This window comes from Neisseria sp. P0021.S006, assembly GCF_051956895.1.
Genome location: NZ_JBQCWZ010000021.1, coordinates 1 through 24,809 on the forward strand (window position 1 = coordinate 1; position 24,809 = coordinate 24,809).

Sequence of the window (24,809 nt, forward strand, 5' to 3'; positions counted from 1 at the left end):
GTCGGCCAATGCGTCTTGGACGGTAATGGTCGGGGCGTCATCGAAGAATGAAGGGAGGCGTTCTTGTGTCATGAGGGTTGTCCTTTATGGGTTTGCTTAGGCCGTCTGAAGGTTTCAGACGGCCTGAAACCTTTGCGGCATACTGTTTGTTGTGCTTTGAGCGGCATTTGCATTCAGTATTGCGGCAAAGGTTTCGGACTGAAACTGCGGTGTTATTTTAGGAGTATTTTTTTGTCCTGTATAAATTTTTCCGCCAGTTTTGTCACACCGTGGGTATTGAGGTGGTTGGTGTCAAAATATATCGGCAGGCCGTCTATGGTTTTATCTGCCGGAATCGGCCCCATGATGTTGACCCAATGCACGGCAGGCCGCTGTTTGACGATGTTTTCTATGGTTTTGTCCGCTTCTGCGGAGCGGGCAATTTCCGCTTTTTTATGTTCGGAAACGTATTGCATATCGATGCCGAGACGCTGTTTCAGGTAGTAATGGCGCAGGGGCAGTTGCGCGTTCATCGGCGTGTCGGCAAAGACGTAAACCTGCTTGCCCTGTTGGATCAGGGTATCGAGCATTTTGCCGAAATGCTCCGTAAAACCGGGCTTGTCGGTATGCAGGAACCAACGTTGCGAGATAAAGACCACCGGATAGTTTTCGACCTTTTGTGCGATAAAGCGGTTGTAAGGGTTGCAACGGTTGGCACGGCGGTCGCTTTGAGGCAGGAGGAAGCCGAAGGCAACGCCGCAACTGTTGGACGAGATAATGTCGGCGGCAAAGCCTTCCTGTTTGCCCACTATATCGATAAATGGCGTCAGGTGGGCGGCGTGTGAGTCGCCCATCAGCAGGACTTTGCTGCTTTGGTTTTCCGCACCGACAGCGCAGTCGGTTTTGGTTAAGGTATCTGCGCAGATTTTACTTTCGTCAACCGTATATAGGTTTGCCTCGTATGCGGCCGGTTTGGCAGTCAGCAGGTAGCCGGCGGCAGGAATCAGCAGGGCGAAATAAGCGGCGATTACTCCAATGAATTTCTTGGTGGTGAAATTCTTTATCCGTCGCGCCGGTGTTTCGACGAAGTAATAGGACAAAACAGACAAGCCGGACATCAGCACCACTGCCAATACAATCGCGGACATCGGCAAAGCGTTGTCCATGTAAACATAGCGCATGACGGCCAAGACCACCCAATGCCAGAGATACAGCGAATAGGAAATCAAACCGATAAACACAACGGGCTTGAGGCTCAACAGTTTGGCGGTATTGAAGCCGTTTTGCGTTTGCAGGGTTTTGCCCGAGTAAATCAAGCTGCCAACCGCCGTACAGCACAGCAGCCGTTCGATATTGCCTTCGCCGGGCAACACGCCGTAAGGAAGCAGCAGCATGGCGGCAATCACCGCCATCATCGCCCAGCCGACCAGAGGCGTGCTGAAACGGTCGTTGGTTTGGGAGGGCGGAATAAAGGCAAAAAGTGCGCCGATCAGCAGCTCATATGCGCGCACATAAGGCAGGAAATAAGGATCCATGCCGAAGGTGGGCAAAAAGACGGACAACAGGCTCAATACAATCAGCAAAAGAATGAATTGGCGGATGTTTCGCCCTTTGCCGAATCGGAAAAAGGCAATCAGCAAAACTGGAAAAACAAAGTAAAACTGCTCTTCTAGAGATAAAGACCAAATGTGTTGCAAAGGTTTTTCCGCCGCGTCGGCATCGAAATAGCCGCCGCGCCGTGCAAAAAACAGGTTGGCCGAAAACAGCAACGCAAACACTGCGGATTTGACGTATTGGCGCAGGTCAAACGACAAGAAAAAGATTGCGGCGGCCAAGCTCGTACACAGCAATACGCAGGAAAAAACAGGCAAAATGCGCTTCGCGCGGCGTTTGTAAAACTCTAAAAACGAAAAACTGCCGTTTTGCATTTCGCGGCTGATGATGGTGGTGATCAGGTAGCCGGACAGGACGAAAAACATATCCACGCCGAGAAAGCCGCCGGGCAGCCAAGCGGCGTCAATGTGGAAAATAATGACAGCCAAGACTGCCAAAGCCCGTATGCCGTCCAAGTCGGGACGGTATTTTAATGTCGTGCTCATTTTTTGTAATTCTAGTAAATCCAGTAATGTTTACTATGAGTACATGTCAGAAATTTAGTTTCATTTCAAGGATTAAATATTTTTTAAACATGGATTTCAGACGGCCTGAATTTATTTTTGCGAACGTTTGGGCACGTTTAATTTATTTCTTTTTCAACACCAAATATAAAAATACCAATCCGCCTGCAAATTCGACGACCACGCTCAATACTGCCTGCATACCGAGGAAGTGTTCGAAGATGGTTTGCCCACCGACCAATAGGATGCCGCCGACACAAAAAGTCATGGGCAGGCGGACGGAATGTTTGACCGACGGGGAAAAATGGTTGGCCAGCGCGGCAACCAGCAGGCCGAAAAAGCTTACCGGGCCGACAACGGCGGTCGCAGTTGCAACCAGCGCGGCGATCCACAACAGCAGCCATAAGGTATTGCGCGTGTAGTTGATGCCCAAATTGATGGCTTGATTGCGGCCGAGCAGGTAAACATCGAGGCGGTGGCGTTCGCGCCAGATCACGGCGGCGCTGATGAGCAACACGACTGCGCCGATGCCCAACAATTCCGAGTGGACGGTATTGAAGGTGGCAAACATATTCGCCTGCGCCGCGGTAAATTCTTCGGGATCGATCATGCGCGAAAGCAACGATGACAGGCTGCGGAACAAAATCCCGAAAATCACGCCGATTAAAATCATACGCGACAAATCGCGTCCGCCCTGTTTGATGAGCGTGTAGAACAGCAGCAGCGAGCCGCCCATCATGATGACCAGTTCAAAGCCGAATTTACCCGTCAACGGCAGGGAAGCATAGCCCACGCCACCGAGCGTAAACACCAGCAAGGTCTGTAAAAACACATACAGCGAATCGAAACCCAAAATCGAAGGGGTCAGAATCGGATTATTGGTCAGCGTTTGGAAGAGTTGCGTGGACACGCCGACCGCATAGGCGACCATCAGCAGCGCGGCAAGTTTGGTCAGACGCAGGTGCAAGACAAAGTCCCAATCGCCTTTGACGTTGAGCGTCATAAACAGAACGCAGGAAACCAGCAACAGTGCAAAGGCGACCCACAACGGACGGCTGCTTCCTGCCATAAAACCGATATTTTTTTCAGACGGCATGAGCAGGTTTCCTTAATAAAAGCCACAAAAACAAAGCCGTCCCCATTACGCCAAAAACCGTAGAGACCGGAATTTCAAACGGAAACACAATCACGCGTCCGACAATATCGCACAGCAACACCAAAGATGCGCCCAGCAAGGCCACCGCCGGCAGGCTTTGACGCAGCTTGTCGCCCATCAGGCGGCTGATGATGTTCGGCACGACTAGGCCGATAAACGGAATATTGCCGACCGTCACGACCACCAAAGACGTAATCAGCGCCACAATAATCAGCCCCGACCACAGAATCGCCGTCCGGTTCAGCCCCAAGTTCACGCTTACCGTTTCGCCCAAACCCAAAATTGTCAGCTGGTCGGCAATCAAATAGGCAAACAAAGCCAAAATCCCCGTTGCCCACAACAGCTCATACCGCCCGAGCAACACGCCGGAAAAATCGCCCTGTTGCCACACGCCGAGCATTTGCAGCATTTCGTTTTCATACGCGATAAAGGTGGCCACCGCCTCAATCACCCCGCCGAAAATAATCCCGACCAAAGGCACCATCAGTTGCGCGGTCGGTGGCAGGCGGCGGATCAGCAGCATAAAGACCAACATCCCGATCAGTGCGGAAACGGCGGCAACCGACATTTTTGCCAGCAGCGGCGCGGCCGGTAGCAGCAGGGTCATCAACAGCAAACCCAAAGCCGCGCTTTGGCTTGCGCCCACCATCGACGGTTCGACAAAACGATTGCGCATCAAAATCTGCATAATCATGCCGGCTACCGCCATCGACGCACCTGTCAGCACAATCGCAAACGTGCGCGGCAGGCGGCTGATGAACATGACTTGCTGGCTGTCGGATAGCGAAAACAGGGCGGACCATTTGAATTCGGCCACGCCGACCGACAGGCTGACGACAAACAATATCAGCAGCGCCACACCGTTGATCGCATTTAAAAATGAAGGTTTGTGAAACATAAAATGGTTCGGAAAAAAATAAGGCCGTCTGAAAGAGGGGTTAAGGTGTTTGGCAAAAAAGGCAGGTTTGCCCATCATAAAAACAGATGCAAACAGGCAAAACTTGTCCATTTGCACCATGTATTTTCAGACGGCCTAAATCCAATGACTTCAGATCAAGCAACTTGACCATGTGAGTCATCAAATCCTTCAGGCCGTCTGAAAGAAACGGGCGGCTATGCCCGCGCCGAATTACTTGGCGGCATTAAACGCATCGCTTACCTGTTTGGAAGCATTCAGCAATTCTTGCGCGCCGCCGGCCGCCAGATAGGTTTCCGGCACGAGGTACACGACTTGGCCTTTTTTCCAGGCGGTCGTTTCGGCAACCAGTGGATTGTTCAACACATCTTTCGCAGCCTGACCTTCTTCACCGATGGCCGCGCCGCGGTCCAAAACAAACAGCCAATCAGGGTTTTTCTCTTTCAGGTATTCAAAGCTGATAGGCTGGCCGTGGCTGCCTTCCTTAATCGATTCATCAACAGCGGGAACGCCAATATCTTTATGCAACCAACCGCCCAAACGTGAGGAAGGGCCGAAAGCCGACATCTTACCGCCGTTGACCAATACCACCAAACCCTTGCCTTTGCCTTGCGCAGCAGTTTTCGCTGCTTCAAACGAAGCATCGATTTCCGCTTTCAGCTTGTCCGCTTCGGCCTGTTTGCCGAAGATTTGACCCAGTGCGTCGATGCGCTCTTTTGAGCTTTCTTTCAGATTGGCGGTTTCGGCGGTCATCTCGATGGTCGGCGCAATCTCGTTCAACTTGTCAAATGCTTTAGCTGCACGGCTGCCAATAATGATGAGCTGCGGTTTGTAAGCGTTTAAGGCTTCGTAGTCAGGCTCAAACAGCGTGCCGGCAGGTTTCGTGGTTTTGAAATATTCGTCCAAGTAGGGCAGGCGGTTTTTGTCGACGGACAAACCGGTTTTCACGCCCAGTTTGTTTAAAGTGTCGAGCATGCCCAAATCGTAAACGGCGATACGCTCCGGATTTTGCGGCACTTTTGCTTCACCGCGCGCCGTTTTAACGGTCAGGCTTGCACCTTCGGTTTGGGCGGCAGAAGCGGAAGCAGTTTGGGCTTGGTTGGACGCAGAATCTTTCGGTGAACACGCACCCAAAGCGAGGGTGCAGCATACGGCTAAAGCGGTCAAACGTAACATAGGGTTTCTCCGTGGTCGGAAATAAAGTAAATAGAAATGATAACTTGTATCGGATTATAAAGCTAGATGCCGTCTGAAAACTTTTGTTTTCAGACGGCTTTTTCAAGCTGATTGCTTAGAAGCGGTAGTTCACGCTTAGGCGGACATCGCGGCCTGGTTCAGGCAGGGAATTGGCACCTGCGCGTTGGCTGTGCGGCTTGTAGTTTTTATCAAAGACATTGTTGACGGAGAAGTTGACGTTCAAGTCGTCTTTGCCTGTCGGTTTCCAGTTGGCGAAGATATCGTTGACGCCGTAGCCTGCACGGACGACATTCAGAGCCACATCAGAGCCGCGCGAGGTCGGGGCATAGCCTGCATTTTGGACATAACGTCCGCGCCAGCCGATTTCCAGATTCGGATTGTCGAATTGGTAAGAGAGACCGGTTGTCCATGTGCGTCCCATCGGGATGGCGGTCGTTACTTTGTCAGCGGTATCGCCATTCAGCTTCGGTTTGCTGTAGGCTACGCCTGCACGTGCGGTCAGACCTTTCCAGCGGTAGGCTGCATTCAGTTCGTAACCTGTGTTTTTCAGCTTGCCGCCGTTATACCAGACGTTGTTTCGTCCTTCTTGACGGATGGCCTGTACATCTTTGATTTGCTGATGGAAATAGCTGCCGGAGAGCGTCAGGGCAGAATTCCAGTGGTAGTTAAAGCCGATTTCTGCATTTCGCGAGCGTTCTGCTTTCAAGTCAGGTGATGAAATAATCGGCCTGTTGTTTGCTAAAGCTGCTTCGTACAGGCGGGGGCTGCGGGTTGCATAGTTCAGGCTGGTGTTGATGGAAAAATCAGGGGTAATGTCATAAACCAACCCGATGCTTGGATTGAGGTTGCCGTCTGAATTTTCTGTATTACTGCTGGTTTTCATTTTCCAGCGGTCATAGCGCAAACCTGTGGTCAGCGTAACCGGTGAGAAATCCCAAATGCCTTCTACATATACGCCGGCATCGCTTTTCTTCTCGCTGTTTTCTCCTTTTGAGCTGCTTTTTTGAGTGCGCCAGTTTACTCCGTATTTCAAGGTATGGCGGTCAAATAGACGGCTGTCGAGATTGAGGTTGGCTCCGTATGTCCGTACTTCGCCGTCCAATTCATAATCTGGACTGGGGGCTTCATCACGTTTGGTATTCAAACGGTAAACATTGGCTTTGATTTTGTCAATAAAGCCCAAGTTTCCGCCTTTGAATTCCAAGTTGGTGGTGTCTTGGGTCAGTGTGCGGTAACGCGGCGAGTTGGTGGCGACATTCGGAATACGGTTGCCGTTGGCATCCAAAACGTATTGACCCGTACGGCGGTCGGTTTGGAATACTTGCGAGAAATCGAACTCTTCGCGCAGGGCGCGTTCCCCATATTGCTTCTCTTGGCGGTGGCTTAATTCAATACGGTTGTCCTCGTTGAAACGATAGCCGATTTTGCCCAGCAAACCGCGTGAACCCAATCCACTGTTTAAAACCTTATCGCTTCCGAGCAGATTACGGTAGCCTTTGCCTGCCGTGTATTCTTTGTCGCGTACGAAATTGCCTGAAACCAAAGCGTCAAAACTGCCTGCCTGACCATAAAAGCTTGCGCCGCGTGAATAGCCTTTATTGCTGCTGATGCCGGCATTGACTTTGAAACCGACGTTTTGACCCTCTCTCAGCAAATCTTTGGCTTCAACCGTTTCGGCAACAATCGCGCCGCTGGTTGCACCGATACCTGCGGAGGCCGAACCCGTACCTTTTTGCACGGCAACGACTTTTACCAATGCGGGGTCAAGCATAAAGCGGCCGTTGTGGTGGAAAATCTGGCTGTCGGTGTAAGTATCGTCAACTTTATAGTCTATTTGGTCTTGTCCCATACCGCGGATGGTTACCCACTGCGACTGACCGTTGCCGCCGCCGAAACTGATAGAGGGTTCGTTGAACAATACGTCTTTTAAATCAGTGGAAGTCGTTTCTTCCATACGTTTTGTCGTTACGCGATGTGTGGCGCTTGTGGCCTGACCTTTGACGGTAACGGTATCAAGCACAACATTGTCTTTGGCTTCATTTTCTGCATGGGCAAAACCGGCTGCCAGTGTCAGTGACAGCAGGCTCAGTCGGAACAGGGGCGTATTCATTGAGAAATGTCCTTAATAAAATGACAGTAATAAAAAAATAAAAGCAAATAAAGAGAAATTATCTTTAAAAATATGCAATTAAGAATAATCATCATTTATAATAATGCATATGAAAGAAACAGTTGTAAAGAGTTGTATTGAATTTGTTAAGGAAGTGGGTTGTTTTTAAACGAACTTTGCAGTTGGTATATCAGGCCGTCTGAAAAATATGTGATCGGGCATTTTTGCGTATGAAAATATTTGGAAAGACTGCATAGAAATTTTTACTTTTTCCCTTGAATTTGTCGCAAACAACCCAAATCTACCCGCCATTACGGCAGGCTTTCTACTAAGTGTGCCGCTATTTTCAAGCAAACCGTGTCTGTCATGTCCGACAGACAATTGTTTTCAATCTATTTATTTATCGGAGCATTAAGACATGACCATCCGCCCTTTACACGACCGCGTAGTCGTCAAACGCTTAGAAGCTGAAGAAAAAACCGCCTCCGGCATCGTTTTGCCGGGTGCGGCTGCTGAAAAACCCGACATGGGCGAAGTAGTCGCCGTGGGTGCGGGCAAAATCGGTAAAGACGGCGCGCGCCGTCCGCTGGATGTCAAAGTCGGCGACAAAGTGATCTTCGGCAAATACAGCGGCCAAACTGTAAAAGCCGACGGCGAAGAGCTGTTGGTAATGCGTGAAGAAGACATCTTCGGTATCGTTGAATAATTGTTGAATTAAGTTTCAGAACCAAAGGCCGTCTGAATCAAACATGAAGTTTTCAGACGGCCTCGAACAGATTTTTAATATTGATTTGGAGAATTTAAATGGCAGCAAAAGACGTACAATTCGGCAATGAAGTTCGCCAAAAAATGGTAAACGGCGTCAATGTATTGGCAAACGCCGTACGCGTAACTTTGGGCCCTAAAGGCCGCAACGTGGTACTTGACCGCGCTTTCGGCGGCCCGCACATCACTAAAGACGGTGTGTCTGTTGCAAAAGAAATCGAATTGAAAGACAAATTCGAAAACATGGGCGCGCAAATGGTGAAAGAAGTTGCTTCTAAAACCAACGACGTAGCCGGCGACGGTACCACTACTGCAACCGTATTGGCGCAATCCATCGTTGCCGAAGGCATGAAATACGTTACCGCCGGCATGAACCCGACCGACCTGAAACGCGGTATCGATAAAGCCGTTGCCGCTTTGGTTGACGAGCTGAAAAACATCGCCAAGCCTTGCGATACTTCTAAAGAAATCGCCCAAGTCGGCTCTATTTCCGCCAACTCTGACGAACAAGTCGGCGCGATTATCGCCGAAGCGATGGAAAAAGTCGGCAAAGAAGGCGTGATTACCGTTGAAGACGGCAAATCTTTGGAAAACGAGCTGGACGTGGTTGAAGGTATGCAGTTCGACCGCGGCTACCTGTCTCCTTACTTCATCAACGACGCGGAAAAACAAATCGCAGCTTTGGACAATCCTTTTGTATTGTTGTTCGACAAAAAAATCAGCAACATCCGCGACTTGTTGCCTGTTTTGGAACAAGTAGCCAAAGCCAGCCGTCCGTTGTTGATTATCGCTGAAGACGTAGAAGGCGAAGCCTTGGCGACTTTGGTGGTGAACAACATCCGCGGCATTCTGAAAACCGTTGCCGTTAAAGCCCCTGGCTTCGGCGACCGCCGCAAAGCTATGTTGCAAGACATCGCCATCCTGACCGGCGGCGTGGTGATTTCCGAAGAAGTCGGCCTGTCTCTGGAAAAAGCGACTTTGGACGACTTGGGTCAAGCCAAACGCATCGAAATCGGTAAAGAAAACACCACCATCATCGACGGCTTCGGCGACGCAGCCCAAATCGAAGCGCGTGTTGCCGAAATCCGCCAACAAATCGAAACCGCAACCAGCGAATACGACAAAGAAAAACTGCAAGAGCGCGTGGCTAAATTGGCAGGCGGCGTGGCAGTAATCAAAGTCGGTGCCGCTACCGAAGTCGAAATGAAAGAGAAAAAAGACCGCGTGGAAGACGCGTTGCACGCTACCCGCGCAGCCGTTGAAGAAGGCGTGGTTGCAGGTGGCGGCGTAGCCCTGTTGCGTGCCCGTGCTGCTTTGGAAAACCTGCACACCGGCAATGCCGACCAAGACGCAGGCGTACAAATCGTATTGCGCGCCGTTGAGTCTCCACTGCGCCAAATCGTTGCCAACGCAGGCGGCGAACCTAGCGTGGTTGTGAACAAAGTATTGGAAGGCAAAGGTAACTACGGCTACAACGCAGGCTCCGGCGAATACGGCGACATGATCGAAATGGGCGTACTCGACCCTGCCAAAGTAACCCGTTCTGCACTGCAACACGCCGCATCTATCGCCGGCCTGATGCTGACCACAGACTGCATGATCGCTGAAATCCCTGAAGAAAAACCTGCTATGCCTGATATGGGCGGCATGGGTGGTATGGGCGGCATGATGTAAGGCCGTCTGAAACCTTCAGACAAAAAGCAAAACCGCACGGCAAGCAGCCGTGCGGTTTTTTATTTGCCAGAAAGAAGCGTAAGATGGTGAGGGGTATGTCATGATTTACGGAGAAATAAGGGCAGCCAGTTCCATTGAATCTGAAGCAATCAAATAAACTTCATCATCAAAAAAAAGCCGTCTAAAACTTTATTTTACGTTTCAGACGGCCTGATTTTTAGTCAAAACAAGGGATTATTTATCCAGTTTGGCTTTGCGTTCTTCCAACCAATGTTCCAAGTAGTGGATGCTGACACCACCTTTTTGGAAACCCGGATCGCTGAACAAGTCGCGGTGCAGCGGCGTATTGGTTTTGATGCCGGTAATCGCCAGCTCATCGAGGGCAACACGCATTTTGGCCATGGCTTGGTCGCGGTCTTTACCGACGACACAGACTTTGCCGATCAGGCTGTCGTAGTAAGGAGGGATGCGGTAGCCTTGGTAAATATGGCTGTCGACGCGGACGCCGAAGCCACCGGGCAAGTGGCAGCTTTCAATCAGGCCCGGGCTTGGAATGAAGTTGTACGGGTCTTCAGCGTTGATACGGCACTCAAACGCGTGGCCTTCGACTTGAATGTCTTCCTGTTTGTATTGCAAAGGCAGGCCGGATGCGATGCGTAATTGCTCTTGAACGATGTCTACGCCGGTGATGAGCTCGGTAACCGGATGCTCAACCTGAACGCGTGTGTTCATCTCGATAAAGAAGAATTCGCCGTCTTCGTACAGGAATTCAAACGTACCTGCGCCGCGATAGCCGATGCGTTTGCAAGCGTCGGCACAGGCTTTGCCGATTTTGGCGCGTTCTTCTTCAGTGATGAACGGGGCCGGTGCTTCCTCAATGACTTTTTGGTGGCGGCGCTGCATGGAGCAGTCGCGCTCGGCGAGGTAGATGGCGTTGCCGTGTTCGTCGGCAATCACTTGGATTTCGACGTGGCGCGGACGTTGCAGATAGCGTTCCATGTAAACCATCGGGTTGCCGAATGCCGCGCCTGCTTCGGCTTTGGTCATTTCGACAGACTGGAGGAGGTCTTCTTTTTTCTCGACGACGCGCATACCGCGGCCGCCGCCGCCGCCGGAGGCTTTAATAATGACGGGATAACCGACTTTATCGGCGATTTTGAGGATTTCTTCGCCGTCGTCTGGCAATGCGCCATCAGAACCGGGAACGCAAGGTACGCCGGCTTCGATCATGGCGTGTTTGGCAGATACTTTGTCGCCCATCAGACGGATGGTGTCGGCTTTAGGGCCGATGAAGACAAAGCCAGATTGTTCGACTTGTTCGGCAAAATTGGCGTTTTCGGCGAGAAAGCCGTAGCCGGGGTGGATGCCGTCGGCTTCGGTTACTTCGGCGGCAGCAATGATGGCCGGGATGTTGAGGTAGCTTTGTGCGGATGCGGCAGGGCCGATGCACACGGATTCGTCGGCAAGTTTGACGTGCAGGCTGTCTTTGTCGGCTTCGGAATGGACGGCGACGGTGGCGATGCCCATTTCACGGCAGGCACGCAGGACGCGCAGGGCGATTTCGCCCCGGTTGGCGATCAATACTTTTTTCAGCATGATAATCTTTCCGGATGGTTCAGACGGCCTATTGTCGGCCGCCTAATGCGTTGCGGATTTTTTGGTCGGTTTTGTATTGGCTCAAGGCATAAACCGACCACATGGCTGCCGGTATCCAGCCAACCAGCGTACATTGCAGAATCAGACAGATAATGCCTGCAAACGGACGGCCGATGGTGAAAAACTGAAGCCATGGCAAGAAAATAGCCAAAATCAGACGCATGGTTTGTCCTTAATGAACAGAAAAGGAATTTCAGACGGCCTTAAAGCTAAAGGCCGTCTGAAAAAGCGGATTATTCAATGATGAAGAGCGGCTCGCCGTATTCGACCGGAGTACCGTTTTCAACCAGAATTTCTTTAACGACACCGGATTTCTCGGCTTCGATTTCGTTCATCAGCTTCATGGCTTCGATGATGCACAAAGTATCGCCGGCTTTGACTTGTTGGCCGACTTCGACGAAAGCGGCGGCGTTCGGGCCGGGGGCGCGGTAGAACGTACCGACCATAGGCGATTTTTGCGCGTTGGACAAATCGCGAGCGGCAGGGGCGGCGGCCGGAGCGGCTGCAGCCGGAGCAGCTGCAGGGGCGGCAACCGGAGCGGCTGCGGCAGGTGCCGGAGCAGCATAAATAGGAGCTGCGGCGGCAGTGGTACGCGTAATGCGGACTTTTTCTTCGCCTTCGGTAACTTCAATTTCTGCAATGCCTGATTCTTCGACCAAATCAATCAGTTTTTTTAATTTACGCAAATCCATTGCTTTTCCTTTTTTGCGCGGCATATAAAGTGCATATTAGGTATGCGCCGCAGTGGTTTTAGATGATTTCCTGATACGTCGGAAGGCTGGTTTGCCATCCGGCGTTTAAATAATGTCGGAACAGGGCGGAGCCTGAAAAATGAATCCGGCTATTTTCCCGAACTTGTCGGTAAATGTCCAGTAAAAGATAGAAAAAAGGCGTTTTTCGGCGAAAAAAGAAAGGAACGCTGATTTTCGTTAAAAAGTGATTTCCCCAAGAGCGTTTATTCTAATTTATTGGTTTTTCGACAAAACATGCCGTCTGAAAACCCACTTTGCGCGTATAATGGCGCCTGTTTTTTTAAATTATGCACGACAATGGATATTTCCGATTTTGATTTTGAATTGCCCGAAAAACTGATTGCCCAGCATCCGCCGGAAGTACGCGGCAGCAGCAGGCTTCTGGTTGCCTTGCCTACATTGCCGATTGAAGACAAACATTTCGGCGATTTACCCGATTATGTCGCACCGGGCGATGTGCTGGTGTTTAACAATACCAAAGTGATGAAGGCACGCCTGTTCGGCCAAAAAGCCAGCGGCGGCAAAATCGAAGCCCTAATTGAACGGGTATTGGACGCGCATACCGCATTGGCGCATATCCGCTCGTCCAAATCGCCGAAACCGGGTACAGAATTGATTTTTGAAGGCGATATCCGTGCCGTCATGATGGAGCGTGCGGAAGAATTGTTTTGCCTGAAATTTGAAGGCGAGCAAACCGTTTACGAACTTTTAGAGCAAAACGGCCATCTGCCCTTGCCACCTTATATCGAACGCGTGGCCGATGATGAAGACGACAGCCGCTATCAGACCGTGTACGCCAAGTACCAAGGCGCAGTGGCCGCACCGACGGCAGGCTTGCACTTTACCGATGAATTATTGGGCCGTCTGAAAGCCAAAGGTGTAGAAACCGCGGAAGTAACCCTGCACGTCGGTGCCGGCACATTCCAACCCGTGCGCGTCGATAAAATTGAGGAACACAAAATGCACAGCGAGTGGTTTGACGTACCGGCCGAGACTGTTGCCGCCATTGAAGCCGCCAAAGCGCGCGGCAATAAAGTGTGGGCGGTGGGCACAACCTCCATGCGCGCCTTGGAATCTGCCGCACGCGAGACAGGCCGTCTGAAAGCCGGTCGCGGCGATACCGATATTTTCATTACGCCGGGCTACCGCTTCAATGTTGCCGATCGATTGATTACCAACTTCCACCTGCCCAAATCAACCTTGCTGATGCTCGTCAGCGCGTTTTCGGGCATGGAGCATATCCGCAGCGTTTACCGTCATGCGGTGGAACAGGAATACCGCTTTTTCAGCTATGGCGATGCGATGATTTTGGGGAAAGCGGAATAAATTTGAAGCGGATTGGAGCATTTCAAACTGGTTATTTGGGTTGTCCCGAATCCGAATCAGTTGGAACGCTCTAAAATACGCGAATTAAAATAAATTATTGAAGTAAACACGCGAAGTTATTGGAATTTGAGTTGTAAGAAATAAAGCACAAAACAAAAAGGCCGTCTGAAAATCGTTTTTCAGACGGCCTTTTATCTTTCCATGCTTAGGCGTCGATGTTTTGCGCCAGCAGGGCGTTGTTTTCGATGAAGGCGCGGCGCGGTTCAACTTCGTCGCCCATCAGGGTAACGAACACTTCGTCGGCGGCGATGGCGTCTTCGATGCGGACTTTCAGGAGGCGGCGGACGGTAGGATCCATCGTGGTTTCCCAAAGTTGTTCCGGGTTCATCTCGCCCAAGCCTTTGTATCGTTGGATGGACATGCCTTTTTGAGCAACGCTCATCAAGATGTCCAAAGCGCCTTCAAAGCTGTCGATATCGTATTCGTTGTCGCCTTTGTAGAGCTTCGCCTCTTTTCCGACTATGCCTTTGAGTGCGGCGGCGGTTTGGGTAAGGGTTTGGTAGGCTTTGCTGTTGAGGAACTTAGGCTCAAGGTAGCTCACCATCACATTGCCGTGCAACTTGCGTGTGATTTTGATGAACTGGTGTCCTTCGTGGCCTTCGATACGTTCGAGCGCGACTTCTTTTTCGTCCAAGAGGCCGCTCAATTCGGCAACGGCCCGGTCTGCGCTTTCTGCGGTGCTGAGATCGACTGGCGAAGCGTGCAGCATGGCATGCAGGACGAGTTCGTCAATGATGCGGCTTTCTTGCTCGATGACGGTTTTTGCCAACAGGAATTGTTTGGCGGTATTGGCAAGCTCTTCGCCTTCGATGGTGCGGCCGTCTGAAACGATTTTGGCTTTTTCCAAGGCCAAGCCGAGCAGCCATTGGTCTTTTTCCAATTCGTCTTTGAGATAGCGCTCTTGTTTGCCGTATTTGGCTTTGTACAAAGGCGGCTGGGCAATGTAGATGTAGCCGCGTTCGACCAGCTCGGGCATTTGGCGGTAGAAGAAGGTCAGGAGCAGGGTGCGGATGTGCGCGCCGTCCACGTCGGCATCGGTCATGATGATGATGCGGTGGTAGCGCAGTTTTTCGGCATTGAATTCTTCTTTGCCGATGCCTGCGCCCAAAGCGGTAATCAGCGTGGCGACTTCTTGGCTGGCCAGCATTTTTTCAAAACGTGCTTTTTCGACGTTCAAAATCTTACCTTTGAGCGGCAAAATTGCTTGGAATTTGCGGTCGCGGCCCTGCATGGCGGAACCGCCTGCGGAGTCGCCCTCGACGAGGTAGAGTTCGGACAGGGCAGGGTCTTTTTCTTGGCAGTCGGCCAGTTTGCCCGGCAGACCCAAGCCGTCCATCACGCCTTTGCGGCGGGTAATTTCGCGGGCTTTGCGGGCGGCTTCGCGCGCGCGCGCGGCATCGACGATTTTGCTGGTGATAATTTTGGCTTCGGTCGGGTTTTCTTCAAGGAAGTCGGTCAAGGCTTGGTTGATGACTTCGTTAACGACGGGGCCGATTTCGCTGGAAACCAGTTTGTCTTTGGTTTGCGATGAGAATTTCGGGTCGGGCAGTTTGACGGACAAAACGCAGGTCAGGCCTTCGCGCATATCGTCGCCGGCGGTTTCCACTTTGGCTTTTTTGGCGACTTCGTTGGCTTCGATATAGTTGTTGATGGTGCGGGTCATCACTTGGCGCAATGCGGTCAAGTGGGTGCCGCCGTCGCGTTGCGGAATGTTGTTGGTAAAACATTGCACGCTTTCTTGGTAGCTGTCGTTCCATTGCATCGCGCATTCGACGCTCATGCCGTCTTTTTCGCCGAACGCGTAGAAGATTTTTTCGTGCAACGGTGTTTTTTTGCGGTTCATGTATTGTACGAAGCCGGCCACGCCGCCGGAGAGGGCGAAGCTTTCGTGTTTGCCGTCGCGTTCGTCGATCAGCTCGATATCTACGCCGTTATTGAGGAAGGAAAGTTCGCGGATACGTTTGGCAAGGGTGTCGAAGCTGTATTCGACATTGCCGAAGGTTTCGCTGCTGGCGAGGAAGCGTACGGTTGTACCTTTTTTGTCGGAATCGCCGACGACCTTCAACGGCTCTTCGGTTTCGCCGCGTACGAAGCGGACGAAGTGTTCTTTGCCGTCACGGTAGATGGTCAGCGTTACCCAGTCGGACAGCGCGTTGACGACGGATACGCCCACGCCGTGCAGACCGCCGGAGATTTTGTAGCTGTTGTTGTCGAATTTGCCGCCTGCGTGCAAGACGGTCATGATGACTTCGGCGGCGGAGCGGCCTTCTTTCGGGTGGATGCCGGTCGGCATGCCGCGGCCGTTGTCGGCCACGCTGACGGAATTGTCGGCATGGATGGTTACGGTGATTTTGTCGCAATGTCCGGCGAGCGCTTCATCAATAGCGTTGTCGAGCACCTCGAACACCATGTGGTGCAGGCCGCTGCCGTCCTGCGTGTCGCCGATATACATACCGGGGCGTTTGCGTACCGCTTCCAAGCCTTCCAGCACTTGTATGCTGTCGGCGCCGTATTCTTCGTGTTTTTGGTCAGTCATGGTCTTTTCTTGCTGAATTTCAAGGAATTTTTCCGTGCGCGCGATGAAATGTCAAACGGGCGCGGCGGATGTGTTCCGAAAGGTCAAAATAATAGGCAATTATACCTGATTTTGCTGGAATATTCAGCGTTTTAAGTACAAAAAGGCCGTCTGAAAGATTAAATTTCAGACGGCCTTTGTATCGGAAAACGGGTTTAGCGTTTGACGCCGCTCAATCGCGCCCAGCCTTCTTCGATTTCGGCAGGCTCAATGTCAAACCATTGGCTGTAAATGCCGCTGAGTTCTTCGACTTGTTCGTCCAAAAGGCCGGACAAGACAATGCGGCCGCCTTGTTTGGTACGCGCGGCAAGCATTTCGCCGAGCATACGCAGCGGGTTGGCCAGAATGTTGGCGACAACGACATCAAATTGGCCTTGCGGCAGGCCGTCCGGCAGGTAGAACTGCGCGTCAACGTTGTTTTGCGCGGCATTGTCTTTGCTGGCGCGGATGGCTTGTTCGTCAATATCTACGCCGATGGCGGAGCCTGCGCCGAGTTTGAGGGCGGCAATGGCCAAAATGCCTGAGCCGCAGCCGTAGTCCAATACGCTTTCGCCGCCTTTGAGCTGTGTGTCGAGCCATTTGAGGCAGAGGCGGGTGGTCGGATGGCTGCCTGTGCCGAAGGCAAGACCCGGGTCAAGTTGCAGGTTGACGGCGTTGCCGTCGGGCGCTTCGTGCCAAGACGGGGTAATCCATAGGCGGTCGGAAATTTGAATCGGGTCGAATTGCGCTTGGGTCAGGCGTACCCAGTCTTGATCTTCAAGAATTTCGCCGGTGTATTTCAAATCGTTCAAACCGCATTCCTGCGCGGCGGATTCGATAATGGAAGCGGCGTCGTCGCTTTCGCCGAAAAGGGCGATGACTTTGCTTTGTTGCCAGATTTGCTCGGTCGGCATGCCCGGCTCGCCGAAAATGGCCTGCTCGTTTTCTGTGCCGGCGTAGGCATCTTCAATGGCGGCGGACAATGCGCCGTGTTCCATCAACGCGTCGGCAAGGCGTTCGGCGACGGCATCGTTGACGTTGATGGTGATTTGTTGATAGGACATGGTGGGGCTTTCTTTTTAATAAGGCCGTCTGAAAATCGACGTTGTGCTTTCAGACGGCCTTGTAAGGTATGAAACCTGATGATGCGGGTTTATCGGTTTTTCAAACCCAGTACGTCTTGCATATCGTACAGGCCTTTTTTGCCGTTTGCCCAAACTGCGGCGCGTACAGCACCGGCGGCAAAGGTCATGCGGCTGCTGGCCTTGTGGGTGATTTCCACGCGCTCGCCGTCGGTGGCGAAGAGGGCGGTGTGGTCGCCGACAATATCGCCTGCGCGGACGGTGGCAAAACCGATGGTGGACGGATCACGCGGGCCGGTGTGGCCTTCGCGGCCGTAAACGGCGCATTCTTTGAGGTTGCGGCCGAGTGCGTCGGCAATGACTTCACCCATGCGCAACGCGGTGCCGCTTGGGGCATCGACTTTGTGGCGGTGGTGGCCTTCGATGATTTCGATGTCGTAGCCTTCGTTTAACACGCGGGCGACGGTGTCGAGGATGTGGAAGGTCAGGTTGACGCCGACGCTGAAGTTGGCGGCGAAGACAACGCCTATTTTTTCGCCTGCGGCTTGGATGGCGGCTTTGCCTGCGTCGTCGAAGCCGGTGGTGCCGATGATGATGTTGACGCCTTTTTCCACGCATTTTTGCAGGTGTTTCAGGGTTGGCTCGGGACGGGTAAAGTCGATGAGGACATCGCTTTGAGCCAGTACGGCATCTGCGTCGTCTGAAATGGTAACGCCGGTTTTGAGGCCGGAGGCGAAGCCTGCATCCAAACCCAATACTTCCGAACCGGAATGCTCGAGTGCGCCGGAAAGGACGGCATCGGGATGGTTGTTGACCGCTTCAACCAAAACGCGACCCATGCGGCCGTTGACGCCGGCAATGGCGATTTTCAATGCGCTCATGGGGCTTCCTTATTGCGGCTTGGTTTCGGTGGTCGGAACGATGTTTTGTCCGGCTTGAACCGCTTCGATGGATTTCTGAATGGCATCACCTTCGGCGCGTGTGAGGACATCGTTTTCAAAGTACAGGGTCAGGTTGCTTTGTTCTTTGATGATGCCGTTGCGGCTGGTGTTGAAAGTGTAATCCCAGCGGTCGGCATGGAAGGCGTCGCGCAGGAGTGGCGTACCGAGCAGCAGTTGGACTTGGTCGCGGGTCATACCTTGGCGCAGGGAAACCACGGCGCGCGGATTGAGCTCGTTACCTTGAATGATTTTAAGTTTGTAGGATGGAAAGTTGGATACGCGCTCGGCACTGCATGAGGCCAGACCTAAAATAGCGGCGATGGCAAGGCATAAGGCTTTATTCACGGGCTTACCTTTCTGTGTCATTTCGGGAAAGATGTTTATCATCGCTTGAATATTTTTAAAAAGCAAACGATAATCATCTTCTTAATTTTTCTTTTCGCCGATTTTCAATTGCAAGACCGGCGGCAGATTGCCGCCCTTTAACGGCCCAATAGTGGGCAAACGGGCGGAAAGTGCGTATTATAACGGTTATTACCTTACAGGGATATTGAATATTATGGAAAAATTCAGCAACATTGCGCAATTGAAAGACAGCGGTTTGAAAGTTACGGGTCCACGTTTGAAAATTTTGGACTTATTCGAGACTCATGCCGAGGAGCATTTGAGTGCGGAAGATGTGTACCGTATCCTGTTGGAAGAGGGCGTGGAAATCGGCGTGGCTACGATTTACCGTGTGTTGACCCAGTTTGAACAGGCCGGCATTTTGCAACGCCACCACTTTGAAACCGGCAAAGCGGTTTACGAATTGGACAAAGGCGATCACCACGACCACATCGTTTGCGTGAAATGCGGCGAAGTAACCGAATTCCACAATCCGGAAATCGAAGCGCTGCAAGACAAAATTGCCGAAGAAAACGGCTACCGCATCGTCGATCACGCGCTGTATATGTACGGCGTATGCGGCGAATGCCAAACCAAAACCAAACGTTAAGCAGTTTGTATGTTGATTTTTCAGACGGCCTTGGGCATTTTCAGCCTGAGGCCGTCTGAAACTTTATGGGCTTTGCGATGAAGATTCCTTTTCTTGCACCACGGGATTATCGTTTCCCCGACCCGTCTTACGCTTTGGCCGAATGCGACGGCTTGGTCGGCGTCAGCGGCGATTTGGATACGGGGCGGCTGTTGTCGGCGTATGGGCAGGGGATTTTTCCGTGGTTTAGCCGCGACGGTTGGTTTTTCTGGTATGCGGTTGCGCCGCGAGCTGTGATTGTGCCGGAAAGCCTGCATATAGGCCGTTCGCTCGCCAAAACTTTGCGTCACAAGCCGTATCGGGTAACGGTCAACCGCTGTTTTGAAAAAGTGATTGCCCATTGCGCCAATGTGCCGCGTCCAGAACAGGACGGAACGTGGATAGAACCTGCGTTTCAGACGGCCTATTTGAAGCTACACCATCAGGGGCATGCGCATTCGTTTGAATGCTGGCTGCCGGATGAGCAAGGCGAAATGCAGTTGGCAGGCGGGTTTTACGGCGTGCAAATCGGCTGCGTGTTTTATGGCGAATCGATGTTTGCTTTGCGTCCCGATGCGTCAAAGATTGCGTTTGCCTGCGCCGTACCGTTTTTGGAGGATTTGGGCGTTGCGCTGATAGACTGTCAGCAGGATACGGAACATATGCGCCGTTTCGGTTCGCAGTTGATGGATTTCGCCGACTTTCAGACGGCCTTGAAAGATTTGAACGCGAAACCGTTAAAGCGGAATATCGAATGCGGCGTGGTGGCTGAAAATCTTCTGCAAAAGATTGGCGGCGAAGATTGATTTATCGGCACGGTGTGTCGGCAGAATCGACAGTCTGCATATTGTGATTGGGAAACCGGTTGGAAAATAAATACGATTCAACTCTCTTGAACAGGCCGTCTGAAAATCTTGGCTTAACCAAAATCCGGCCGTGTAACGCTCGGCGCTAATCATGTTAATAGCTGACGAAATCGCTTTTACATGGCAAAATAACGAGTTAAATATTTGTAATAGGGCGGCCTGAATAGGTTTCAGACGGCCCTGATCTCTTGAAGGAATCAACATGTCTTTGCAAAACATCATTGAAACGGCTTTTGAAAACCGTGCCGAAATCAATCCGCATACCGTTACCCCCGAAGTGCGTGAAGCGGTTTTGGAAACCATCCGCCAACTCGACTCCGGCAAACTGCGCGTTGCCGAGCGTTTGGGTGTGGGCGAATGGAAAGTCAACGAATGGGCGAAAAAAGCCGTATTGCTGTCTTTCCGCATTCAGGACAATGAAATCCTCAACGACGGTGTGAACAAATACTTCGACAAAGTGCCGACTAAATTTGCCGATTGGTCTGAAGACGAATTCCGCAGCGCAGGCTTCCGCGCAGTTCCGGGTGCGGTTGCCCGCCGTGGCAGCTTTGTGGCGAAAAATGTCGTGTTGATGCCTTCTTATGTCAATATCGGCGCATACGTTGACGAAGGTGCGATGGTCGATACTTGGGCGACTGTCGGTTCTTGCGCGCAAATCGGTAAAAACGTGCACTTGAGCGGCGGTGTCGGTATCGGCGGAGTCCTCGAGCCTCTGCAAGCCAGCCCTACCATTATTGAAGACAACTGCTTTATTGGTGCGCGTTCTGAAATCGTTGAGGGCGTGATTGTCGAAGAAGGCAGCGTGATTTCTATGGGCGTATTCATCGGTCAATCCACAAAAATCTTTGACCGTACTACCGGCGAAATCTATCAAGGCCGCGTACCGGCTGGTTCGGTTGTCGTATCCGGCAGCATGCCTTCCAAAGACGGCAGCCACAGCCTCTACTGCGCAGTTATCGTCAAACGCGTGGACGTGCAAACCCGTGCGAAAACCAGCGTGAATGAATTGTTGCGCGGTATCTAATCGGATAACGATAACGCTGATTGAAGGTGGTATGCTCACTCTATGGTTAGTTTTGAACAAAAAAACAGGCAGAATGTTCTGCCTGTTTTTTTATGGCTTAAAGGCCGTCTGAAACGATTTCAGACGGCCTTTTGTTTTTGATGATGGGTTGTTTTAAGGTCAATTGAGGCAAGGGAAGGGTATTCCCTTTCTGGGACTACGCTTCCGGCCAGTCGGCGCAATAGTATTGCCAATAGATTTCTTCAAAAGGAATCTTGCCGTAATCGCACAACCACGGTTTGGCGCGTGTGGTGTAGTGGATAACGGGCGGGACGGTGTCAGGTTTGGGGAATATTTCGCCGAGATTTCGTTTTTGGAAATATTGGACTGCGCCTGTTTGAAAATTCCAAGATTCTTCCAATTGCAGCCAATTTTTTTGAAATACGGTGTTTAGAAAGCATTGGTCGCCGTAGGGAACGGATTTGTCAATGGTGGCAGCAGTTTGCAGCAGTTGCGCCGCGATATTCTGTTCCCGCCATTGCGCCAGGTCGACCAACAACATACCGGAATTGAAATAGGGCGTAGTGTGCAGGCCGGTCGGGTGATTCCATTCGGTACGGGCAAGAAAGGAGTCTTGTACCGCCGCAACGGGATAACCGTGCATATCGAGGTTGAACAAATCGTGCAGGGATTGGGTAACCACCATATCGCTGTCGAGATACAGGGCGCGGTCGACAGGAAGGTGCTGCATCATCAGACGGAAAAATGCGGCATCCGAAATATGGGGTAGGCGGCGATATTGGCTGAAGTCCATCTCGATTTTGACATCATTCAGACGGCCGCCGCTGGCCGCGAGCTTTTGGTTGGTATAGTCGATCCATTCCCGTCTGAAGGTATTGTGCATGAGGTAGAAATTGACATTTGTGTTGTGTGTGCAGACGGACTTCATCAGTGTATGAACCTGCTCGGCATAACCGGTATCGGCGGCAAGGACGATGGTGATGTTGCTCATTGTTAAATTCCCTTTATTTGCAATGTCTTAAGTTTTATCAGTCATTTTCTTGGTCTTGTGCGGTCGGTAAAGCGGCGTGGTCTTCGTTTTCCGACATGGCTTTTTCTAATAAATCGCGTTGCAGTTGCTTACCGGCTTTGATGCCCAATTTGCGCAGTTTTTCGGTGCTGCTGATGAGGTTGCCCCTGCCGGAAACCAAGCGGCCATAGGCCGTCTGAAACTGAGATTGAGCCTGACCAAGCGCTTTGTTGATGCCGTCCATGCTTTCGACAAAGCCAACAAATTTGTCATAAAGTTTGCTGCCTGCCTCGGCAATGGCCAGTGCGTTTTGGTTTTGTTGCTCATTGCGCCAGATGTTGGCAACGGTGCGCAGGGTGGCGAGCAGGGTGCTGGGGCCGGTCAGCATGATGCGTTTGTCGAAACACTCTTGGAAGAGGTTTGGATCGTGTTGCAGGGCGAGGAGGTAGGCCGGTTCGACAGGGACGAACATAAAGACGAAGTCCAACGTTTTGACACCCTCAAGGTCGGTGTAATCCTTCGCTGCCAAGCTTTTGATGTGGGCGCGGATGCTGGCGACGTGGTTGGCAAGCTCGCGCTCTGCTTCTGCGCCGGTGCTTTGCGTATAGCGGACGTAGGCGGTCAGCGATACTTTGGAGTCGATGACGATTTGTTTGTTGTCGGGCAGATTGATGAGGACGTCGGGCTGGAGGCGGCGTTGGGTGCCGTCTGCTTCGTGGCGGACGCTGGAAGCTTGAACGATGTATTCGCGGCCTTTTTGCAGGCCGGAATTTTCCAATACGCTTTCCAAAATCATCTCGCCCCAGTTGCCTTGGGTTTTGTTTTGCGTGCCGGTCAGCGCGGTGGTCAGCGCTTTGGCATCGTGGTGGAGCTGGGTGTTGAGTGTTTGCAGGCGTTTGAGCTCGTTTTCGATGGTCAGGCGTTCTTTGGCTTCTTTTTCATAAGTCTGCTGAACCAGCTCGCTGAAGCCGTGTATGCGTTCGTTGAGCGGATTGAGTAGTTGCTGGAGATGGTCGTGGTTTTGTTCGGTAAAGCGGCGGCTTTTCTCTTCCAGAATAGTGTTGGCGAGGTTTTGGAACTGGTCGCTCAGGTTTTTACGAGCATCTGCCAGCAGGGTTAGTTTTTCTTCGGCAGCCTGACGGTCTTTTTCCGATTGGGTGTTGAGGCGCTCGTTTTGGACTTGAAGCGCGTGGTTTTGCTCCAAAAGGGCGGCGTATTCTTGTTTCAGACGGCCTTTTTCAGCTTCCTGTTGCTGTAAAAGGCTGTTTTTGTCGTCGATATTGGCTTTTTCTTGCGCCAGTTGTGTGGAGAGGCGTTCGTTTTGGACTTGCAGCGCATGGTTTTGCTCCAACAGCGTGTCGTAGTCTTGTTTCAGACGGCCTTTTTCCGTTTCCTGCTGTTGTAAAAGCGTATTTTTATCCGCACTCAATGCCTGTTCTTGAATCAGTTGCGTGTTGAGGCGTTCGTTGTTGATTTGCAGGTTTTGCGCGCTTTGCTGCCATTTTGCACATTCGTGTTTTAAAGCTTCGGCTTCGGCCTCGCAATCTTGCAGATAGGCAATCTGTTTTTCGGCTGCGGCAAAGCGGTTGCCTGTCTCCTGCAATTCGTCTTGCAATTCCTGCACGGTATGGCGGCTTTGCGCCAAGTCCGCCGCAGTTTGAGCCTGCACCTGTTCGGCAAACTCATGCAGGCGGCGGCTTTCGGCCAATTCTTGTAAAACAATAAAGTGTCGGCTTTGGGTTTGGTAGCGTGTTATCAGCCAAGCAAACAGCGCGCCGATAAAAAATGCGGCCGCACCGGTCAGGATTAGGGTGTTGTTCATGCTGGAAATAGTCAATATGCAGAATGTTTCACTATATCATATATTTGCAGCGCATTTTATGGTCGGATATGCGCTAGAAACGTGTGTTTTCTTTAAAAGAAGCTATCAAAGGTATTGGTTTTGACTAAATGAATATTTGGTTTGCAAAAAATATAATTTTGTAACATTTTGAATTTAAAAATATATTTAATTTAGAGTGCAATTTTGCAACAAAAAAGGAGGGATTTTATGGGCGCAGAAAGATACGTTTGTAGTGTATATGTAATTAAGACATCGGTGTCATTGAAAAAGACATCGGTGTCATTTTCAAAACAAAATATAAATTAACTAAAATCTTCATTATGTACATTTTTATCATTTTATCTTTACGAAAAAGTCGTATTAATTAACGATTAACACGGTATGATTCGTCCTGTCGGCGGCGCAGATGCCGGCGAAAAAATGTGTATGTTGTTAAATAACATTTTGTATCTATGAAAAAGGACTACTTAAAATGGCACATTTAATAACGCTTGCCGTCGCTTCTTTAATCGGTATGTCGGGGATACCGGCCTCCGCACTCGGCGTCGCCTACAATATTGAAACGGTAGTACACAAATAATTCAATTATAAACGAATTGATTACAATACTTCAGAAAACGCAACTTAGGCCGTTTTTCGGCCGACAGACAAGAAAGTGAGACAAACAATGAAAACTTTAATTAAACTGGCAGCAGCCTCTTTAATCGGTATGTCCGGCCTGACCGTCGGCGCAACCAATATCGCCCACAATATGGCTGATGCCGACAAAT

Annotated in this window: 20 protein-coding genes; 6 read left to right on the forward strand and 14 right to left on the reverse strand. The window is 51.2% G+C overall.

Annotated elements, in window-relative coordinates; genetic code table 11:
* Positions 1-212: 212 nt before the first annotated feature.
* From ACTHUM_RS06155 to ACTHUM_RS06175, 5 genes are all read right to left on the reverse strand, one after another.
* Positions 213-2,078 (reverse strand): acyltransferase family protein, encoded by a 1,866-nt coding sequence (locus tag ACTHUM_RS06155; protein WP_070695156.1) that lies wholly within the window; start codon positions 2,076-2,078, stop codon positions 213-215.
* Between the two features lie 142 nt (positions 2,079-2,220).
* On the reverse strand, positions 2,221-3,192 hold the full coding sequence (locus tag ACTHUM_RS06160) for an iron chelate uptake ABC transporter family permease subunit (RefSeq protein WP_070695157.1): 972 nt from the start codon (positions 3,190-3,192) through the stop codon (positions 2,221-2,223).
* On the reverse strand, positions 3,182-4,150 hold the full coding sequence (locus tag ACTHUM_RS06165) for an ABC transporter permease (protein ID WP_070584836.1): 969 nt from the start codon (positions 4,148-4,150) through the stop codon (positions 3,182-3,184). Before ACTHUM_RS06165 ends, ACTHUM_RS06160 begins: the two co-directional genes overlap by 11 nt.
* 231 nt (positions 4,151-4,381) lie before the next feature.
* Positions 4,382-5,344 (reverse strand): siderophore ABC transporter substrate-binding protein, encoded by a 963-nt coding sequence (locus ACTHUM_RS06170; protein WP_440361213.1) that lies wholly within the window; start codon positions 5,342-5,344, stop codon positions 4,382-4,384.
* 115 nt (positions 5,345-5,459) lie between these two features.
* On the reverse strand, positions 5,460-7,475 hold the full coding sequence (locus ACTHUM_RS06175; RefSeq protein ID WP_440361212.1) for a TonB-dependent receptor domain-containing protein: 2,016 nt from the start codon (positions 7,473-7,475) through the stop codon (positions 5,460-5,462).
* Positions 7,476-7,893: 418 nt separating this feature from the next.
* On the opposite strand from ACTHUM_RS06175, the gene groES reads away from it, so the two are divergent.
* Together groES and groL are read left to right on the forward strand one after the other, a co-directional pair.
* Complete coding sequence (gene groES, locus ACTHUM_RS06180; protein WP_004520984.1) at positions 7,894-8,181, forward strand: co-chaperone GroES; 288 nt, start codon at positions 7,894-7,896, stop codon at positions 8,179-8,181.
* A 98-nt stretch (positions 8,182-8,279) separates the two neighbouring features.
* Positions 8,280-9,914, forward strand: coding sequence for a chaperonin GroEL (groL, locus tag ACTHUM_RS06185; RefSeq protein ID WP_049322649.1), 1,635 nt, complete (start codon positions 8,280-8,282; stop codon positions 9,912-9,914).
* Positions 9,915-10,148: 234 nt separating this feature from the next.
* Here groL and accC read toward each other — a convergent pair whose 3' ends face one another.
* The 3 genes from accC to accB all read right to left on the reverse strand — a co-directional run bounded on the left by accC (position 10,149) and on the right by accB (position 12,262).
* Positions 10,149-11,510, reverse strand: coding sequence for an acetyl-CoA carboxylase biotin carboxylase subunit (gene accC, locus ACTHUM_RS06190; protein WP_070625230.1), 1,362 nt, complete (start codon positions 11,508-11,510; stop codon positions 10,149-10,151).
* Between the two features lie 28 nt (positions 11,511-11,538).
* Positions 11,539-11,733 (reverse strand): YqaE/Pmp3 family membrane protein, encoded by a 195-nt coding sequence (locus ACTHUM_RS06195; protein WP_039862547.1) that lies wholly within the window; start codon positions 11,731-11,733, stop codon positions 11,539-11,541.
* A gap of 70 nt (positions 11,734-11,803) precedes the next feature.
* Positions 11,804-12,262, reverse strand: coding sequence for an acetyl-CoA carboxylase biotin carboxyl carrier protein (gene accB / locus ACTHUM_RS06200; RefSeq protein WP_070504010.1), 459 nt, complete (start codon positions 12,260-12,262; stop codon positions 11,804-11,806).
* A gap of 357 nt (positions 12,263-12,619) precedes the next feature.
* Between accB and queA the strand changes: the two genes are divergently transcribed.
* Positions 12,620-13,648, forward strand: a complete 1,029-nt coding sequence (queA, locus tag ACTHUM_RS06205) for a tRNA preQ1(34) S-adenosylmethionine ribosyltransferase-isomerase QueA (protein ID WP_004520993.1) — start codon at positions 12,620-12,622, stop codon at positions 13,646-13,648.
* A 205-nt stretch (positions 13,649-13,853) separates the two neighbouring features.
* On the opposite strand, the gene gyrB is transcribed toward queA, so the two are convergent.
* From gyrB to ACTHUM_RS06225, 4 genes are all read right to left on the reverse strand, one after another.
* The gene (gene gyrB / locus ACTHUM_RS06210; protein ID WP_049336914.1) at positions 13,854-16,244 is read right to left on the reverse strand and encodes a DNA topoisomerase (ATP-hydrolyzing) subunit B; all 2,391 of its coding nucleotides are present in this window, start codon (positions 16,242-16,244) and stop codon (positions 13,854-13,856) included.
* A gap of 194 nt (positions 16,245-16,438) precedes the next feature.
* Positions 16,439-17,326, reverse strand: coding sequence for a 50S ribosomal protein L11 methyltransferase (prmA, locus tag ACTHUM_RS06215; protein WP_049336915.1), 888 nt, complete (start codon positions 17,324-17,326; stop codon positions 16,439-16,441).
* Positions 17,327-17,415: 89 nt separating this feature from the next.
* Positions 17,416-18,225, reverse strand: coding sequence for a 4-hydroxy-tetrahydrodipicolinate reductase (dapB, locus tag ACTHUM_RS06220; protein ID WP_049336916.1), 810 nt, complete (start codon positions 18,223-18,225; stop codon positions 17,416-17,418).
* A 9-nt stretch (positions 18,226-18,234) separates the two neighbouring features.
* Positions 18,235-18,630, reverse strand: coding sequence for an outer membrane protein assembly factor BamE (locus ACTHUM_RS06225; RefSeq protein WP_049336924.1), 396 nt, complete (start codon positions 18,628-18,630; stop codon positions 18,235-18,237).
* A gap of 151 nt (positions 18,631-18,781) precedes the next feature.
* On the opposite strand from ACTHUM_RS06225, the gene fur reads away from it, so the two are divergent.
* From fur to dapD, 3 genes are all read left to right on the forward strand, one after another.
* Complete coding sequence (gene fur / locus ACTHUM_RS06230) at positions 18,782-19,279, forward strand: ferric iron uptake transcriptional regulator (RefSeq protein ID WP_003682812.1); 498 nt, start codon at positions 18,782-18,784, stop codon at positions 19,277-19,279.
* Between the two features lie 77 nt (positions 19,280-19,356).
* Positions 19,357-20,103 carry a leucyl/phenylalanyl-tRNA--protein transferase gene (gene aat, locus ACTHUM_RS06235; RefSeq protein WP_070460638.1) on the forward strand — a complete coding sequence of 249 codons (747 nt, stop codon included), beginning with the start codon at positions 19,357-19,359 and terminating at the stop codon, positions 20,101-20,103.
* A 262-nt stretch (positions 20,104-20,365) separates the two neighbouring features.
* Positions 20,366-21,187 carry a 2,3,4,5-tetrahydropyridine-2,6-dicarboxylate N-succinyltransferase gene (dapD, locus tag ACTHUM_RS06240; protein ID WP_107792234.1) on the forward strand — a complete coding sequence of 274 codons (822 nt, stop codon included), beginning with the start codon at positions 20,366-20,368 and terminating at the stop codon, positions 21,185-21,187.
* 196 nt (positions 21,188-21,383) lie between these two features.
* Here dapD and ACTHUM_RS06245 read toward each other — a convergent pair whose 3' ends face one another.
* Positions 21,384-22,178, reverse strand: coding sequence for a glycosyltransferase family 8 protein (locus ACTHUM_RS06245; RefSeq protein ID WP_107810426.1), 795 nt, complete (start codon positions 22,176-22,178; stop codon positions 21,384-21,386).
* A 37-nt stretch (positions 22,179-22,215) separates the two neighbouring features.
* The gene (gene rmuC / locus ACTHUM_RS06250; protein WP_107810427.1) at positions 22,216-24,018 is read right to left on the reverse strand and encodes a DNA recombination protein RmuC; all 1,803 of its coding nucleotides are present in this window, start codon (positions 24,016-24,018) and stop codon (positions 22,216-22,218) included.
* Positions 24,019-24,809 lie beyond the last annotated feature (791 nt).

Bases quoted from the DNA above. Each gene is read 5' to 3' on its own strand.
- rmuC (WP_107810427.1), bottom strand. From the start codon at position 24,018: ATGAACAACACCCTAATCCTGACCGGTGCGGCCGCATTTTTTATCGGC.
- queA (WP_004520993.1), top strand. From the start codon at position 12,620: ATGGATATTTCCGATTTTGATTTTGAATTGCCCGAAAAACTGATTGCC.
- aat (WP_070460638.1), top strand. From the start codon at position 19,357: ATGAAGATTCCTTTTCTTGCACCACGGGATTATCGTTTCCCCGACCCG.
- ACTHUM_RS06160 (WP_070695157.1), bottom strand. From the start codon at position 3,192: ATGCCGTCTGAAAAAAATATCGGTTTTATGGCAGGAAGCAGCCGTCCG.
- ACTHUM_RS06175 (WP_440361212.1), bottom strand. From the start codon at position 7,475: ATGAATACGCCCCTGTTCCGACTGAGCCTGCTGTCACTGACACTGGCA.
- groES (WP_004520984.1), top strand. From the start codon at position 7,894: ATGACCATCCGCCCTTTACACGACCGCGTAGTCGTCAAACGCTTAGAA.
- ACTHUM_RS06195 (WP_039862547.1), bottom strand. From the start codon at position 11,733: ATGCGTCTGATTTTGGCTATTTTCTTGCCATGGCTTCAGTTTTTCACC.
- gyrB (WP_049336914.1), bottom strand. From the start codon at position 16,244: ATGACTGACCAAAAACACGAAGAATACGGCGCCGACAGCATACAAGTG.
- ACTHUM_RS06170 (WP_440361213.1), bottom strand. From the start codon at position 5,344: ATGTTACGTTTGACCGCTTTAGCCGTATGCTGCACCCTCGCTTTGGGT.
- accC (WP_070625230.1), bottom strand. From the start codon at position 11,510: ATGCTGAAAAAAGTATTGATCGCCAACCGGGGCGAAATCGCCCTGCGC.
- groL (WP_049322649.1), top strand. From the start codon at position 8,280: ATGGCAGCAAAAGACGTACAATTCGGCAATGAAGTTCGCCAAAAAATG.
- prmA (WP_049336915.1), bottom strand. From the start codon at position 17,326: ATGTCCTATCAACAAATCACCATCAACGTCAACGATGCCGTCGCCGAA.
- dapD (WP_107792234.1), top strand. From the start codon at position 20,366: ATGTCTTTGCAAAACATCATTGAAACGGCTTTTGAAAACCGTGCCGAA.
- ACTHUM_RS06165 (WP_070584836.1), bottom strand. From the start codon at position 4,150: ATGTTTCACAAACCTTCATTTTTAAATGCGATCAACGGTGTGGCGCTG.
- ACTHUM_RS06245 (WP_107810426.1), bottom strand. From the start codon at position 22,178: ATGAGCAACATCACCATCGTCCTTGCCGCCGATACCGGTTATGCCGAG.
- accB (WP_070504010.1), bottom strand. From the start codon at position 12,262: ATGGATTTGCGTAAATTAAAAAAACTGATTGATTTGGTCGAAGAATCA.
- ACTHUM_RS06155 (WP_070695156.1), bottom strand. From the start codon at position 2,078: ATGAGCACGACATTAAAATACCGTCCCGACTTGGACGGCATACGGGCT.
- dapB (WP_049336916.1), bottom strand. From the start codon at position 18,225: ATGAGCGCATTGAAAATCGCCATTGCCGGCGTCAACGGCCGCATGGGT.